Genomic DNA, 15254 nt, shown 5'->3' with positions numbered 1-15254 from the left:
GTGGCAGGATTGAGCAATGGACAGCGAACCTTACGTCGACGGTGCCGCCGTCTCGAACGACCTGATGGACGACTTCGACGACATCGTCGCGTTCGACGACGACGGGTCGCTGCCGACCGACCGTTATCTGGATCGTGAGATCAGTTGGCTCGCGTTCAACCAGCGCGTGCTCGAGCTCGCCGAAGACCCGGCCACACCGCTGCTCGAGCGGGTGAACTTCCTCGCCATCTTCGCGTCCAACCTCGACGAGTTCTTCATGGTGCGCGTCGCGGGCCTCAAGCGCCGCATCGCCACCGGGCTGGCCGTGCCGACCAACATCGGCACCGCGCCGAAAGACGTGCTCGCCGCGATCAACGCCAAGGCGTACGAGCTGCAGCTGCGCCACGCTCGCGCCTTCGCCGAGGACGTCAAACCCGACCTCGACACCGCGGGTATCCACATCGAGATGTGGTCCGACCTGGCCGAGGCCGATCGCGAGACGATGCACGACGTCTTCTCGACGCAGATCTTCCCCGTGCTCATGCCGCTCGCGGTCGACCCGGCGCACCCGTTCCCCTACATCTCCGGTCTCTCGCTCAACCTGGCCGTTCGCGTGCGCAACCCCAAGACCGAGAAAGAAGAGTTCGCGCGCCTCAAGGTGCCGCAGGTGCTGCCCCGCTTCGTGCAGCTGCCCGACGACAAGAGCGGTCGCCTCCGCTTCATCCCGCTCGAAGACCTCATTGCGAACCATCTGCAAGACCTCTTTCCCGGCATGGAGGTCAACGAGCACCACGTCTTCCGCGTCACGCGCAACGAAGACGTCGAGATCGACGAAGACGAATCCGAAAACCTGATCCAGGCCCTCGAGAAAGAATTGCTGCGCCGTCGATTCGGCCCGCCCATCCGCCTCGAGATCACCGAAGACATGGACGCCGTGACGCTCGAGCTGCTCGTGCGCGAGCTCGACATCACCGACCAGGAGGTCTATCGCCTCCCGGCGCCGCTCGACCTCGCCGGCCTGTTCGAGGTGGCCAAGATCACCAACCCGAGCTGCACTACGCCAAGCACCTGCCGACGACGGCCGTGCAGCTGCTGCCGACCGAGCCCAACATGAAGCCCGACATCTTCGCGAGCATCTCGCGTCGCGACGTGCTCGTGCACCATCCCTACGAGTCGTTCGCGACCAGCGTCCAGGCCTTCCTCGAGCAGGCCGCCACCGACCCCAACGTGCTCGCCATCAAGCAGACGCTCTACCGCACGTCGGGCGACAGCCCCATCATCGAGGCGCTGATCGACGCGGCCGAGGCCGGCAAGCAGGTGCTCGCCCTCGTCGAGATCAAGGCGCGCTTCGACGAGCAGAACAACATCACCTGGGCCCGCAAGCTCGAGAAGGCCGGCGTGCACGTGGTCTACGGCCTCGTCGGGCTGAAGACGCACTGCAAGCTCGCGCTGGTCATCCGCCAGGAGAAGGGCGGGCGGCTGCGTCACTACACGCACATCGGCACGGGCAACTACAACCCGAAGACGAGCCGCATCTACGAAGACATGGGGCTCTTCACCGCCGACGACCAGGTCGGCAAAGACGTCACGCGCCTGTTCAACGAGCTCTCGGGCTATGCCATCGAGAAGAAGTTCAAGCGCCTGCTCGTCGCACCGCTGCACCTCCGCAAAGGCCTGGTCAAGCGGATCGCCGTCGAGGCCGAAAACGCCCGCGCGGGCAAGCCCTCGGGCATCCGTATCAAGATCAACTCGATGGTCGACGAAGAAGTCATCGACGCGCTCTACCACGCGAGCAACGCCGGCGTGCCGGTCGACATCTGGGTGCGCGGCATCTGTTCGCTCAAGGCCGGCATCCCGGGTCTCAGCGAGAACATCCGGGTGCGCTCGATCCTCGGCCGCTACCTCGAGCACTCGCGACTCTTCTCGTTCGTCAACGACGACGACCCTCAGGTCTACATCGGCTCGGCCGACATGATGCACCGCAACCTCGACCGCCGGGTCGAGGTGCTGGTCCGTCTCGTCCAGCCCGACCACCTCGTCGAGATCGAGTCGCTCTTCGACCTCGCGATGTCGCCCGAGACGTCCTCCTGGCACCTCACACCGGACGAGGGGTGGGAGCGCCATTCGCGCAACCAGGACGGCGAGCCGCTCAACGACATGCAAGATGGACTCATGAGGCAGATCAGCAGAAGAAGGCGCTCGACGCGGTGAGCATCGCTCGAGCCTCCACGACCACGGCCACGACGGTCGTCGCCGCCGGCGCGGTCTGCTGGCGTGTCGTCGACGACAAGATCCGGGTGCTCCTCATCCATCGCGAGCATCACCACGACGTCTCACTGCCCAAGGGCAAGGTCGACGAGGGCGAGGCGACGCCCGAGACCGCCGTGCGCGAGATCCGCGAAGAGACCGGTTACCGGGTGACGCTCGGGGCTCCTCTCGGCACCGCCGAATACCTCCTGCCGGGTGGCCGAGACAAGGTCGTGCACTACTGGGCGGCCGAAGTCGACGACGAGTCGTATGCCGAAGCCGGTTCGTTCCGCCCCAACGACGAGGTCCAGCAGATCGAGTGGGTGGCGATCGCAAAAGCGCGCACTCAGCTCACCTACGAGCGCGACGCGGAGGTGCTCGACCGGTTCGCCGACCGCGTCTCGACCGACCACCTCCGCACGTTCGCGATAGTGGCCCTGCGGCACGCCAAGGCTCTCTCACCGAGCGAGTGGTCGGGGGTCGACGCGACCCGGCCTCTGCATCCTGCCGGCCGGAAGCAGGCGAAGGCCATCGCACCCGGCATCGCCGCGTGGTCGCCGAGCAAGATCATCGCCAGCACCGCCGCCCGCTGCCAGGCCACCGTCGAACCGCTCTCCGGTCGCCTGCACGTGGGTGTCAAGCAGTCGGACGACATCTCGCAGGATGCCTTCGAGACCGGCACGGATGCCGTCGCGGGCGTCGTGAAGAAGCGCCTCAAGAAGGGCGTCAACGCCGTGCTCTGCAGCCACGGCCCGGTGCTACCCGAAATCATCCGGCAGGTATCGGCTCAGACACGCGGCGGTCACCGCCTCGACCTGCGGCGCTACTCGTCGCTCGGCACCGCCGATTACACCGTGCTGCACATCTCGACCAGCGATCAGACGCTCGTCGCCGTCGAGACCCACGGCCCCGCCCAGTAGACCGATTCGTCGGATGCACGCGCCGGGGTCGGCATCCAGGATCCCCGGCGGGTGTTACCCGGCCGTTCACCTTCCGTTCACCGATACAGGCGAACGTCGTTAACGCACGGACGTAGCCTCGCTCGCGGGTCAGCACCGGCCCAGTCCAGCATCACGACTTCTACTTCCCGTAAAGGAAACTCTGTGAACAAGAAGCGAATCGGCAGCATCGCCGCCATCGCCGTTGTGGGCGTCCTCGCCCTCAGCTCGTGCGCCGCCAACGAGTCCTCGACGCCGGCCGCCAGCGCCACGTCCGGCTCCGGCTCGTCGAGCGCCCCCGTCTCGGGCACCATCAACGGCATCGGCTCGTCCGCTCAGGGCGTCGCCGAGACCACGTGGGCCGCCGGCTTCCAGACCGCCAACCCGAACGCCACGGTCAACTACGACCCGCAGGGTTCGGGTGCCGGTCGCACCAGCTTCGCCTCGGGCGCCGCGAACTTCGCCGGCTCCGACGCCGCCCTCGCCACCGCAGACCTCTCCGGCTCGTTCGCCGCCTGCGCCACCGGCACCAAGGGCATCGACATCCCCGTCTACATCTCGCCGATCTCGCTGGCCTACAACATCAGCGGCGTGAAAGACCTGACCCTCGACGCCTCGACCATCGCGGGCATCTTCTCGGGCTCGATCAAGACCTGGAACGACCCGGCGATCAAGGCCCTCAACTCGGGCGTCTCGCTGCCGTCGGCCGCGATCACCGTCGTGCACCGCTCGGACGACTCGGGCACCACCGAGAACTTCACCGAGTACCTGGCCAGCCAGGCGCCCAAAGTGTGGACGAAGCCCGCTTCGCAGACCTTCCCCTACACCGTCGGCGACGCCGCCAAGGGCACCTCGGGTGTCGCCTCGGCCGTGCAGAACTCGACCAACAGCATCGCCTACATCGACAAGTCGGGCGCCGGCTCGCTGTCGCTCGCCAAGGTCAAGTTCGGTGACAAGGCCACCACGATCAGCGCCACCGGTGCTGCCGCCGTCGTCACCAAGTCGCCGCTCGTGTCGGGTCGAACCAAGAACGACATCGCCGTGAACATCGACCGCAGCCTCACCGCCAAGGGCGACTGGCCGATCGTGCTCGTCTCGTACCTCATCACCTGCCAGACCTACAAGAGCTCGACGGTCGGCAAAGAGGTCAAGGCGTACGCCGAGTACGTGACCAGCCCGGCCGCTCAGAAGGCCGCCGCCGCCCAGGCCGGCTCCGCGCCGCTCTCGGGCACGCTGTCGACCGACGCCCAGAAGGCCGCCGCCAGCATCAAGTAGCAACCCGGCCAGACCGACCCGGGTCGCGCATGCTTGCGACCCGGGCCCGGTCTGGCTCACTCGTTCGGCCCGCACCACCGCCACACCGCAACACCGCTCGACCAGCACCGCAACACCGCTCGACCAGCACCGCCACCCGAACTGTCATGCGGCCCCCCGGCCAGATCAGGAATCCACTTCATGACCGCATCCGCGGAACGCCCCGCCCCGACGCGCAGCAGTCGCCCCAAGGCCACGGTTCGCATCGGCGACCGGGTCTTCTCTCTCGCGACACTGATCTCGGGGTCGCTGATCCTCCTGGTCCTGGTGCTCGTCGCGCTGTTCCTCATCGTGCAGAGCATCCCGGCCTTCACCGCCAAGCCCGGCACCCTGCCCGACGCGTCGAAGAACTTCTGGGTCTACGTGGGCCCGCTCGTCTTCGGAACGATCTGGGCGGCGATCCTGGCCCTGATCATGGCGACGCCGTTCTCGCTCGGCATCGCGCTGTTCATCTCGCACTACGCACCCCGCCGCATCAGCCAGGTGCTCGGCTACATCATCGACCTGCTGGCCGCCGTGCCCAGTGTCGTCTTCGGCCTCTGGGGCGTGCTCGTGCTCGCCCCCTTCGTGCAGCCCTTCTACAACACGCTCGTCACGCACGCCGGCTGGTTCCCGCTGTTCGCCGGCCCCGTCTCGGGCACCGGCAAGACCATCCTCACCGCGGCCATCGTGCTCGCCGTGATGTGCATCCCGATCATGACCGCCGTCATGCGCGAGATCTTCCTCCAGGCGCCGCGCCTCCACGAGGAGGCCGCGCTGGCCCTCGGGGCGACGCGCTGGGAGATGATCCGGATGGCCGTCCTTCCGTTCGCTCGCTCGGGCATCGTCTCGGCCATCATGCTCGGCCTCGGCCGCGCGCTCGGTGAGACCCTGGCCATCGCCATCGTGCTGTCGCCGGCCACCGTCATCAACGTCTTCCTGCTCACCAGCACGAACCCCAACACGATCGCGGCGAACATCGCCCTGCAGTTCAATGAGGCGCAGGGCGTCGGGCTCAACACCCTCATCGCGTCCGGACTGATCCTGTTCGTCATCACGCTGGTGATCAACATGCTCGCCCGCTTCGTCGTCAACCGCCGCAAGGCCTTCTCGGGAGCCAACTGATGTCGGTCGCCGTCCGCCCCTCCAGCGCCACCCGCTCGAACACCCTCACCGCCGGCAAGCTGCCGAAAGCCGCGCCCTGGGGCCTCCTGGTCATCAGCTGGGCCATCTTCACCGTCGTCTTCCTGCTGCTGAAGGCCTCGGGATCGACCAAGGACTTCAACATCGTCGGGGCGCTCTTCTTCGGCACCATCCTCTTCGACGTGCTCATCGTCGTGATCTCGATGGTGGTCGAGGGCGGGCGCAAGGCGAAGGACCGCCTCGTCACCTCGCTCGTGATGAGCGCCTTCATCGTCGTGTTGCTGCCGCTCGTCTCGCTGATCTACACGGTGATCTCGCGCGGTGTCGCCCGCTTCGACGTCATGTACTTCACGTACTCGATGCGCAACGTCATCAGCGTCGGCGGCGGTGCCCTGCACGCGATCGTCGGAACCCTCGAGATCACCGCGTTCGCGACGCTGATCAGCGTGCCCATCGGCATCCTGACGAGTGTCTACCTCGTCGAGTACGGGCGCGGTCGACTCGCCCGCGCCATCACGTTCTTCGTCGACGTCATGACGGGCATCCCGTCGATCGTCGCCGGCCTCTTCGCCTACTCGCTGTTCGCCCTCTTCGCCGGGCCGGCCATCCGCGCCGGCGTCGTCGGCTCGATCGCGCTGAGCGTGCTGATGATCCCGGTCGTCGTGCGGTCGAGCGAAGAGATCCTGAAGATCGTGCCGAACGAGCTGCGCGAGGCGAGCTACGCCCTCGGCGTGCCGAAATGGCTGACCATCCTGAAGATCATCCTGCCGACCTCGATCGCCGGCCTCACCACCGGCGTCATGCTGGCCATCTCACGCGTCATCGGCGAGACCGCGCCGCTCTTGCTCACCACGGGCTTCACGACCGACATGAACTACAACCTCTTCAGCGACCGGATGATGACGCTGCCGGTGTTCGTGTACACGCAGTACGCGAACCAGGGCCCCATCGCGACGCCGTACCTCGAGCGCGCGTGGACGGGTGCTCTCGTCCTGATCCTGATCGTCATGGCGCTCAACCTGATCGCGCGGCTCGTCGGCCGCCTCTTCTCGCCCAAGCTCCGCTAGCCCCGCATTCTTCTAGCCCCGCATTCATAAGGAAACCGTGTCCAAGCGCATCGAAGTCAAAGACCTCAACGTCTACTACAGCAAGTTCCGCGCCGTCGAAGACGTCAACATCACGATCGAACCCCGCACCGTCACGGCCTTCATCGGCCCGTCGGGCTGCGGCAAGTCGACCTTCCTCCGCACGCTCAACCGCATGCACGAGGTCATCCCCGGCGCCTACGTCGAGGGCGAGGTGCTGATCGACGGCAACGACCTCTATGCGCCCGGCGTCGACCCGGTCCTCGTGCGCCGCCAGGTCGGCATGGTCTTCCAGCGCCCGAACCCCTTCCCCACGATGTCGATCCGCGACAACGTCCTCGCCGGCGTCAAGCTCAACAACCGCCGCATGTCGAAGGGCGACCAGGACTCTCTCGTCGAGAAGAGCCTGCTCGGCGCCAACCTCTGGAACGAGGTCAAGGATCGCCTCGACAAGCCCGGCTCCGGTCTCTCCGGCGGCCAGCAGCAGCGCCTCTGCATCGCCCGCGCGATCGCGGTGTCGCCCGACGTCGTGCTGATGGACGAGCCCTGCTCGGCCCTCGACCCGATCTCGACGCTCGCCATCGAAGACCTCATCGAGGAGCTCAAGCAGGAGTACACGATCGTGATCGTGACCCACAACATGCAGCAGGCCTCGCGCGTCAGCGACAAGACGGCCTTCTTCAACATCGCCGGCACCGGCAAGCCCGGCAAGCTCATCGAGTACAACGACACCGCGACCATGTTCTCGAACCCGACCGTGCAGGCCACCGAAGACTACGTCTCGGGTCGTTTCGGTTGATCTGACCTCGTTCGCCCTGGGGTGGGCACCCGCGTTCGACAAGGGGCACCGTGTTCGCACGGTGCCCCTCTTCGTGGCACTAGTTTCTTGCCGAAGGGGCGGAGACGCATCGACTGCCATCAAGAATCACGCTTCTTCGCCCTCTCGACGAAGTGAAGGCACGCCTCTACCGCAACGGCCCCGCACCTAGTGAGGTGAAGGGCCGTGGGCGCAGGAGGCGAGACCTAGACCGAGATCGCGACGATCGGCTTGGTCGTGGGCTGGCGTGAGCCGCCGTTCGGCTCGACCGTGATGCCCACCGTGTCGCCCTTGGCGAGGTTGCCCTGGAGCACCTGCGTGACATCGTTCGACGAAGCGCTCACCGTGCCGGCCGACTTGATCGACTTCCCGTTGATGTACCAGAGCTGGTAGGTCTTGTCGCTCGGCAGCGAGGTGACACCGTTGAGGACGACCGCCGAACGCTGAAGCTTGTCCGACCAGTAGAGCGTGGCCTTGCCACCCGTCGAGACGTCGGCGACGGAGTGGGCGACGTCGGAGGCGGACAGGATCTGGGAGACGTCCGACCCTGCCTCCGACGATACCGACGAGGTCGGGTGGGTGATGTTGTTGGTCAGCGAGACACCGCCGAAGACGATGACGGCCGCGGCAGCGGCACCGATCAGGAGTGCACCGGGGCGCATGAACCAGCGCTGGCGTGCCAGGGGGATGGGCTGGAGGATCTGCGCGCCTGAGGTCTCGGTGGCCGAGTCGGCGTGGCGACCGGCGGCCGAGGCGACCGACGGGGTCGACGTGGCCGTGGCATCCTGCGGCTTCTCGAGGGGAGGGAGCTGCGGGGTGGATTCGATGAGGCCCAGGATGCTGGCCCGGAGGGCTGGCGAGGGCGCGACAGGCTTCACGGCGTGGCCGAGGAGCAGAGCCGTTTCTTTCAAGTCGGTCACCTCCGTTCTGATGTCGTCGGACTCGCTCATGCGAGCCTCGAAAAGGGTTCGTTCGTCGTCGTTCAGGGCGTTGAGCACGTAGGCGCCCGACAGGCTGTCGACCTCGGGGACGCTGCCATTGCCAGACGTCGAGCTGCGGTCGCTCATGACGCCACTCCTAGCTCGTCGCGCAGGCGGATCATGCCGTCGCGCAGTCGGGTTTTCACTGTTCCGATCGGAACGTGAAGCATGGTGGACACCTCGCTGTGGGTGTAACCGCCGTAGTAGGCCAGTTCAACAGCCTGACGTTGGAGATCGGTGAGACGTGAGAGGGCCCGTTCGACCCGCTCGTGCTCGATCCGGATCTCGACCTGCTCGGTGACCGAGTCGTAGTCGGTCTCGAAGTCGCGGATGCCGATCTTGGTGTCGCGGTCTCGGCTCGACTGGCTGGCGCGAACCCGGTCGACCGCTCGGCGGTGGGCCATGGTGAGCATCCAGCTCGCGGCACCGCCCTTCGACGTGTCGAAGCGAGCAGCCTGCTGCCAGATCTCGAGGAAGACCTCTTGCGTGACCTCTTCGGACTGCGAGTGGTCTTTCAGCAGCCGCTTGATGAGGCCCATGACGCGAGGCGCCGTCTGGTCGTAGAGCTCGGCGAACGCCTCGCGATCGCCGGTGGCGACCCGGCCGAGCAACTCTTCGGGCGACGCGGGCGCGACGACATCGTCGTATCCGGGGGTTTCTCTGTCGCGACTCACGAGTTCCAGCATGTCAGGTTGCACCTCCATCCGCACTTCTGGTCGATACACGACGGACAACAGTGGAGCCCCCGTACGAGGACCGTCTGGGATGGCATCACGCCCGGCTCGTACGAGAACTCCACTGCTGTGAACCGACCCGTCGGGGGCCGGCTCGCATGCGGTGGAGATCGCGGTGTATCTCTCAGAAGGGTGTTCGGCACCGGGGCGTGAGCGGATTGGACGAAAGTCGGAGAACTTCTCGACGACTGTCAGATTGGCTGCTGCGCTGTATGGCCGGCCCGAAACAGGCAGGCGCCTCGGCAGGCACCCTGACGAGAAAGCACCGGGCCGCAGAACGCCTCTCGGCGCGAGGCCGCTCGGAGCGGCGAATTTTGGAGCCCGGGGTTACTGCGGCCCGGCGGTCTCCACTGTAGCGACGTCTCACGCAGTCGCGCCCGGAGTCCGCATACAGCGAACGCGTGCGCGGTGGGCGAGTCGCAAGTCAGGACAGGCTGCCATCGCGCCAGAGGGCCGCGCACGCCGACAGATCGTGAGCGAGCTCGGAGAGACGCAGCGCGCGGCGCGTGAACTCCTGCGACCGATCCGGCTCGATGACGTCGAGGTCGTCGGCGACGCTCGTCGCGCCGAGCGACGCGAGCCGGCAGAAGGCCGCACCGCGGTCGAGTGCCAGACCGAAGTCACCGTCGAAGACACCGCGCAGGATGCGATCGGCCAGCTCGAGGATCTCCTCAGGGGTCGCCGGGGCAGGGGCACCTGCGACCACCGGGTCGATGGTCGACGTGATCGCCACCCCGCGCTCGAAAAGATAGGTGATGTCATCGGGATTGGCGCGGATGACGGCCCGCGCGAGGTAGATGCGCCAGAGGGCGCCGGGCAGGCTGTGCGGCGTGGCGCCCGCCCAGAGCTCGGCGAGGGCGTCGATGCCGTTGCTGTCGGTGAACGCGACGAGGCGGTCCAGTATCTCGGGGCGGGGATCCTGTCGCACTCTCGCGAGCAGCGCGTTCGCAGACTCGTGGGCGACGCGGTGCATCACGGCCGGGTCGTCGCCGCCCTGGAACGCCTCGAACTCATGGCCGGAGAACTGGGCAGGGCGGTGGAAGTCGCGGGGTGACATTGGGTCAAGGGTACTCGCCGGTATGTCGCCGACCCTTGGGCGGGCTTGCTACGCTTGGTGATCGTGCTAGGGCCTCTAGCTCAGTCGGTAGAGCATCGGACTTTTAATCCGTTGGTCGTGGGTTCGAGCCCCACGGGGCCCACTCGAATGGGCGTCGCTCCTGCGGGGCGGGTCGCCCGCTTCGTCGAAAGGGCGAAGAAGCACGCTTCTTTTCGTGGATCGATGCGTTCTTGCCCTCTCGACGGCAGGAGACTCCGGCCGACGGCTCTCCTACCGCTTCGACTTCGGCGCGACCTCGAGCGATTTGTTCTCGAGCGCCTGAGCGATCGCGATGGACGCGGCCGCGTGCGACTGCTGAGCCAGCAGGAGGCGGTCTTCGACGGATCGCTTCTCGTCCGTCGAGGCGTTGAAGAAGTTGCTCGCGGCGGTGATCCAGGGGGTGATCTCGGCGAATGGCATGGGTGCCTCCTTGGGCGTCGGGGTGCTCGTTTCACCCTACCGACGCGCGCCTCCGGCGTTCTGCCCGACCGGCCACCGCGAGTGCGTGGATTCCGCCGCTCTCAGGTCCACCGGGGCCGGAAATCGCGCATTCGGCGATGCGCGACTGTTGGCGCCACACGTCGCACGCACAGAGCTTTGCGCCGCACCTGCGAGCGGCACAGTCTTGTTATCGCGACGCGAGAGGGCCCGCGTAGCTGACGCCCCAGGATCCTGACCAGGTCTCGCCCTCGTCGAGCCAGATGAGGCTTTCGCCGGACGCGAGTGCGTTGGCCGGAGCCGTCATCGGCTCGGCGGCGAGCGCCAGGCCCTTCACGCCCTTGCGCGGGAAGTTGCGCGGGGTGAAGATCTGCACGTAGGGGAACGACTCGTCTTGCCACATCGTGGTGCTGGAGCCGTCGGGCGCGGTGAGGCGCGTGCGCCGTCGACCATCGGTGTCCTGCTCGAAGTCGCGGAAGCCTGCGTCGATGTCGAGGTCGCCGAGCAGCGCCCCGGCGGTGAGGTCGAACGGGGTGCCGGTGACGGGCGCTGTGCCGACGGGGATGCTGCGGACGTTCGTCTCGAACCGGGTGTGCGCCCTGACCGTCACTGTGAGGGTGGCCGGGTCGTGGTCGCCGACACGGAAGAACGGGTGCGAGCCGACCGCGAAGGGCGCACGCCCGGGGCCGCGATTGGTGATGGTGTGCGTGACGACGAGCCCATCGGCGACCAGCTCGTGGCGCACCGTCGTGTCGAGACGAAAGGGGTAGCCGTGCTGGGGAAGACGCTCGCGGCCTGCGTGATCGCGTCCGGCTCCACTTCGATCGCGCGATACGGCGAATACCGCAGGAGCCCATGGCTCGCGTTGCCCTTCGCGACCTCGGTGATGTCGAGCTGCTGTGTCGTGCCGTCGAGACTCCACGAGCCGCCGTCCACGCGGTTCGGCCACGGCACCAGGGTGATGCCGCACGCCGACGGAGGTGTCTCGTGCTCGTCGAACGTCTCGGCGATTTCGACCCCGCCGACCTGCAGCCCGCGGAGGCCCGCGGCGACCTCGGTGACGATGGCGGTGACCGTGGGGCCGTCGCCGGTCTCGAGGGTCAGGTGGTACTGCTCGCCGGTCGGGGCAGAGGTGGTCACGGAGGTCTCCTTGTGTCAGCTGGGGGTGCCGTCGGCGGCTTCGGCTTCGATGACCGCGAGGCCCGCGGCACGGAGCGCGTCCACCATCGACTCGTCGGCGCCCGCGGTGATCAGCCCGTCGAACGAGTGGAGGGGGCCGATGACACCGATGTGCGCCACCCCCATCTTGCTCCCGTCGGCGACGACGTACGAACGCCGGGCCGTCCGGGACATCAGCCGCTTGAGGTCGGTCTCGGGCAGGTTGACGTTGGTGACGCCGTGGGCGAGGTCGACCCCGGTGCAGCCGATGAAGGCGATGTCGGCGGCGATGCCCTCGAGCACCGACTGCGCGAGCGGGTTCACGAGCGAGTGTTGGAGCGGCCGCAGGGTGCCGCCCGTGACGATGACCGTGAAGCGCGGCACGGCCTGTTCGAGCGTCAGCGCGATCGTGAGGGAGTTCGTGACGACGGTGACGCCGATGAGGTCGAGGCGCTCGAGGAGGGCCTCGGCGATCTGCGTGGTGGTCGTGCCGACGTCGAGCACGACGCACTGGCCGTCGCGCACGAGGGCCGCAGCCCGGGCGCCGATGGCGCGCTTGGCGTCGGCGCCGACCGCCGAGACCTCTTCGAACGGGCGCTCGACGGGGCTCGCGTCGACCGAGATCGCCCCGCCGTGGACACGCGTGAGGCGGCCCGCCGCCGAGAGCACGTCGAAGTCGGTGCGCACGGTGACCTCGGACGTGCCGAGCTCGCGCGCCAGGTCGGTGGTGCGGGCGAAGCCGTGCGCCTCGACGACGGCCGCGATGCGGTCGCGACGGCGGAGCGAGCCGAGGCCTGCAGGATGCTCGTCGCGACTGGATTCCATCGTCCTAGTTTCGTATACTTTCATTTGGTTTCGCAAGACGAAGTCGTGCTCCACTGGCACGGCAATCCCAAGGAGGGGCATGCCCATCGAAATCCGCCCGACCGTCCTCGCAGACGGCCGCGAGCTGATCTACTTCGACGACGCCGACACGGCCCTGCCACCGTCGCGGAAGCCCGACACGCGCCCCCTCGACCCGCGCCCCGAGACGGCGACGATGCGGCAGGACGTCCTCACCGGCGAGTGGGTCTCGATCGCCGCGTCTCGCCAGAATCGCGCGTTCCTCCCGCCGGCGGAGTTCGACCCTCTCGCGCCGGCGAGCGAGACGAACCCGTCCGAGATCCCCGACCTCTACGACGTCGCCGTGTTCGAGAACCGGTCGCCGTCGTTCGGGCCGCTGCTCGCACCGGAGGCCCCCGACGCGCCTCACGATCTCGCCGACCTGGCGTCGATCGGGCTGGGCCGCACGCGCACGTCCGTCGGCCGCTGCGAGGTCGTCTGCTTCAGCCCCGAGACGCACGGCTCGTTCGCGAGCCTCAGCGAATCGAGAGCACGCACCGTCGTCGAGGCCTGGGCCCAGCGCACCGAGGCACTGAGCGCCCTGCCCGGCATCCAGGAGGTCTTCCCGTTCGAGAACCGCGGCGAGGCCATCGGCGTGACGCTCCACCACCCGCACGGCCAGATCTACGCGTACCCCTACGTCACACCCCGCACCGCGAACCTGCTGCGCAGCATCGAGACCTACGGCCCCACGCTGTTCGCCGACGTGCTCGAGCACGAGCGCACCGGCCCCCGTGTGGTGCTGGCCGGCGAGCACTTCACCGCGTTCGTGCCGTTCGCGGCGCGCTGGCCCATCGAGATCCACCTGCTGCCGCACCGGCACGTGCCCGACTTCGCCGCTCTGTCGGGCGACGAACGCGACGAGCTCGCAGTGATGTACCGTCGCATCCTGCGCGGTCTCGACGTGCTGTACGACGACCCGACGCCCTACATCTCGGCCTGGCACCAGGCCCCGGTGAACGCCGGGCGCGACGTCGTGCGACTCAACCTGCAGATCACGTCGCCGCGGCGCGCGGCCGACAAGCTGAAGTTCCTGGCCGGGTCGGAGGCTGCCATGGGCGCCTGGATCGGCGACCTCGTGCCCGAGACGCAGGCCGAGCGAATTCGAGAGGCGATCGACCGAGCATGACTGATTTCTCCGACGTGTTCGACACCGAGATGGTCGGCCGCTGGGCCGCGCCCGGCCGCGTCAACCTGATCGGCGAGCACACCGACTACAACGACGGCTTCGTCTTCCCGATGGCGATCGACCGGACGACGACCATCACGGTCGGGCGACGCGACGACCGTCTGCTGCGGGTCGCGTCGACCTTCGAAGACGGGTTGCACGAGATGTCGCTCGACGCCCTCGATCCTGAGGCTATGTCGGGGTGGTCGGCCTACGTCTTCGGCATCGCGTGGGCCCTGGGGCAGAAGCTGCCGGAGGTCCTGGGGCTGCCGTCGGCAGCGTCGGCCCTATCAGGGGCGATGGGGCTCGACATCTTCGTCGAGTCTTCCGTTCCGGTGGGCGCAGGGCTGTCGTCGTCGGCCGCACTCGAGTGCGCCGCCGCCGTCTGCTTCGCCGAGCTGTGGTCGCTCGACGTGACGCGACAATTCCTGGCCTCCGTGGGGCAGCTCGCCGAGAACGACGCCGTGGGCGCGCCCACCGGCATCATGGACCAGTCCGCATCGCTGCTCGGCCAGGCCGACTCCGCCGTCTTCCTCGACTGCCGCAGCCTCGACGCCGAGGTGATCGGCCTCGGCTTCGGCGTGGCCTCGCTCGAGCTGCTCGTGATCGACACCCACGTCGAGCACGCGCACGCCACCGGCGGCTACGTCGAGCGGCGGGCGTCGTGCGAGAAGGGGGCTGCGCTCATGGGCGTGCCCTCGCTGCGCGATCTCGACGTCGACGACCTGCCGCGGGCCTCGTCGATCCTCGACGACGTGACGTTCCGCCGCGTTCGCCACATCCTGACCGAGAACCAGCGCGTACTCGACACGGTGCGCACGCTCCGCACCAACGGCCCAGGTGCCATCGGGCCGCTTCTCGACGCCTCGCACGTGTCGATGCGCGACGACTTCGAGATCTCGGTGCCCGAGCTCGACCTCGCCGTGGCGACGTCGCAGGATGCCGGGGCCATCGGGGCCCGCATGACGGGTGGCGGCTTCGGCGGGGCCGCGATCGCTCTCGTGCCGACGGCTCTCCGCGACGCCGTGAGCGCCGCGGTGCTCGACGCCTTCGCGGCGGCTGACTATCGCGAGCCCACGATCTTCGCGGTGCACGCCGCGGACGGCGCCCACCGCGTCGACTAGCCTGCGCGCGCCGTGCCCCGACGCACCCGCCGTCGGGCTCCCGCACCCGCCCTCGGCGTGGTGCCGCTGCCCGCCACCGGCCTCCCGCACCCGCCGCCGGCCTTCCGCACCCGCCCTCGGCGTGGTGCCGCTGCCCGGCGGCGGGTGCCGCTGCCCGGCGGCGGGTGCCTCG

At 67.9% G+C, this 15254-nt stretch carries 13 protein-coding genes, 1 tRNA gene and 2 pseudogenes; 9 read left to right on the top strand and 7 right to left on the bottom strand.

All coding sequences use genetic code 11. The annotated features are described in order from the left end of the window. The first annotated feature begins 16 nt into the window (after positions 1–16). The 6 genes and pseudogenes from AX769_RS06760 (at position 17) to pstB (ending at position 7484) form a co-directional block, all read left to right on the top strand. Positions 17–2190, top strand: a pseudogene (locus tag AX769_RS06760) (RNA degradosome polyphosphate kinase). Beyond that, positions 2187–3146 (top strand): NUDIX domain-containing protein, encoded by a 960-nt coding sequence (locus AX769_RS06755; RefSeq protein WP_239451961.1) that lies wholly within the window; start codon positions 2187–2189, stop codon positions 3144–3146. Before AX769_RS06760 ends, AX769_RS06755 begins: the two are co-directional and overlap by 4 nt. Positions 3147–3329: 183 nt before the next feature. Continuing rightward, positions 3330–4439: a phosphate ABC transporter substrate-binding protein PstS gene (locus tag AX769_RS06750; protein ID WP_066277391.1), complete on the top strand. Its 1110-nt coding sequence runs from the start codon at positions 3330–3332 to the stop codon at positions 4437–4439. Positions 4440–4619: 180 nt separating this feature from the next. Continuing rightward, positions 4620–5582, top strand: a complete 963-nt coding sequence (gene pstC / locus AX769_RS06745; protein WP_066277388.1) for a phosphate ABC transporter permease subunit PstC — start codon at positions 4620–4622, stop codon at positions 5580–5582. Then, positions 5582–6667, top strand: a complete 1086-nt coding sequence (gene pstA, locus AX769_RS06740) for a phosphate ABC transporter permease PstA (protein ID WP_066277386.1) — start codon at positions 5582–5584, stop codon at positions 6665–6667. Before pstC ends, pstA begins: the two co-directional genes overlap by 1 nt. Before the next feature lie 37 nt (positions 6668–6704). Continuing rightward, a complete protein-coding gene (gene pstB / locus AX769_RS06735) occupies positions 6705–7484 on the top strand; it encodes a phosphate ABC transporter ATP-binding protein PstB (protein ID WP_066277384.1) in 780 nt (259 codons plus the stop codon). Between the two features lie 224 nt (positions 7485–7708). Here pstB and AX769_RS06730 read toward each other — a convergent pair whose 3' ends face one another. The 3 genes from AX769_RS06730 to AX769_RS06720 all read right to left on the bottom strand — a co-directional run bounded on the left by AX769_RS06730 (position 7709) and on the right by AX769_RS06720 (position 10273). After that, positions 7709–8569 (bottom strand): anti-sigma factor domain-containing protein, encoded by an 861-nt coding sequence (locus tag AX769_RS06730; RefSeq protein WP_066277383.1) that lies wholly within the window; start codon positions 8567–8569, stop codon positions 7709–7711. Continuing rightward, positions 8566–9168, bottom strand: coding sequence for a sigma-70 family RNA polymerase sigma factor (locus AX769_RS06725; protein ID WP_066283279.1), 603 nt, complete (start codon positions 9166–9168; stop codon positions 8566–8568). Before AX769_RS06725 ends, AX769_RS06730 begins: the two co-directional genes overlap by 4 nt. A gap of 472 nt (positions 9169–9640) precedes the next feature. Next, complete coding sequence (locus AX769_RS06720) at positions 9641–10273, bottom strand: DNA-directed RNA polymerase subunit beta (RefSeq protein ID WP_066277382.1); 633 nt, start codon at positions 10271–10273, stop codon at positions 9641–9643. 69 nt (positions 10274–10342) lie between these two features. Here AX769_RS06720 and AX769_RS06715 point away from each other — a divergent pair. Next, a tRNA-Lys gene (locus AX769_RS06715) sits at positions 10343–10415 on the top strand. Positions 10416–10543: 128 nt separating this feature from the next. On the opposite strand, the gene AX769_RS06710 is transcribed toward AX769_RS06715, so the two are convergent. From AX769_RS06710 to AX769_RS06700, 4 genes and pseudogenes are all read right to left on the bottom strand, one after another. Continuing rightward, entirely contained in the window at positions 10544–10732 is a 189-nt protein-coding gene (locus tag AX769_RS06710; protein ID WP_066277380.1) for a hypothetical protein, read from the bottom strand. A gap of 208 nt (positions 10733–10940) precedes the next feature. Then, on the bottom strand, positions 10941–11495 hold the full coding sequence (locus AX769_RS25670; protein WP_255359427.1) for a hypothetical protein: 555 nt from the start codon (positions 11493–11495) through the stop codon (positions 10941–10943). A 113-nt stretch (positions 11496–11608) separates the two neighbouring features. Further along, positions 11609–11890: pseudogene (locus AX769_RS25665) on the bottom strand (aldose epimerase); the annotation flags it as partial. A gap of 15 nt (positions 11891–11905) precedes the next feature. Beyond that, positions 11906–12733, bottom strand: coding sequence for a DeoR/GlpR family DNA-binding transcription regulator (locus AX769_RS06700; RefSeq protein WP_066277377.1), 828 nt, complete (start codon positions 12731–12733; stop codon positions 11906–11908). A 79-nt stretch (positions 12734–12812) separates the two neighbouring features. On the opposite strand from AX769_RS06700, the gene galT reads away from it, so the two are divergent. Continuing rightward, positions 12813–13919: a galactose-1-phosphate uridylyltransferase gene (gene galT / locus AX769_RS06695; protein WP_066277374.1), complete on the top strand. Its 1107-nt coding sequence runs from the start codon at positions 12813–12815 to the stop codon at positions 13917–13919. Beyond that, the gene (galK, locus tag AX769_RS06690) at positions 13916–15082 is read left to right on the top strand and encodes a galactokinase (RefSeq protein WP_066277371.1); all 1167 of its coding nucleotides are present in this window, start codon (positions 13916–13918) and stop codon (positions 15080–15082) included. The genes galT and galK overlap by 4 nt, the downstream gene beginning before the upstream one ends. Positions 15083–15254: the final 172 nt, after the last annotated feature.

Origin of the sequence: Frondihabitans sp. PAMC 28766 (genome assembly GCF_001577365.1) — a bacterium.
In the GTDB taxonomy this organism is placed as follows: Bacteria; Actinomycetota; Actinomycetes; order Actinomycetales; family Microbacteriaceae; genus Frondihabitans.
The sequence above is the reverse complement of the archived record's forward strand: the minus strand, read 5'-3'. Positions and strand labels throughout refer to the sequence as shown.

Excerpts from the sequence above, each read along its gene's own strand:
- AX769_RS06720 (WP_066277382.1), bottom strand. The coding sequence starts at position 10,273 with ATGTCACCCCGCGACTTCCACCGCCCTGCCCAGTTCTCCGGCCATGAG.
- galK (WP_066277371.1), top strand. The coding sequence starts at position 13,916 with ATGACTGATTTCTCCGACGTGTTCGACACCGAGATGGTCGGCCGCTGG.
- AX769_RS06710 (WP_066277380.1), bottom strand. The coding sequence starts at position 10,732 with ATGCCATTCGCCGAGATCACCCCCTGGATCACCGCCGCGAGCAACTTC.
- AX769_RS06725 (WP_066283279.1), bottom strand. The coding sequence starts at position 9,168 with ATGCTGGAACTCGTGAGTCGCGACAGAGAAACCCCCGGATACGACGAT.
- galT (WP_066277374.1), top strand. The coding sequence starts at position 12,813 with ATGCCCATCGAAATCCGCCCGACCGTCCTCGCAGACGGCCGCGAGCTG.
- pstA (WP_066277386.1), top strand. The coding sequence starts at position 5,582 with ATGTCGGTCGCCGTCCGCCCCTCCAGCGCCACCCGCTCGAACACCCTC.
- AX769_RS06700 (WP_066277377.1), bottom strand. The coding sequence starts at position 12,733 with ATGGAATCCAGTCGCGACGAGCATCCTGCAGGCCTCGGCTCGCTCCGC.
- AX769_RS06730 (WP_066277383.1), bottom strand. The coding sequence starts at position 8,569 with ATGAGCGACCGCAGCTCGACGTCTGGCAATGGCAGCGTCCCCGAGGTC.
- pstC (WP_066277388.1), top strand. The coding sequence starts at position 4,620 with ATGACCGCATCCGCGGAACGCCCCGCCCCGACGCGCAGCAGTCGCCCC.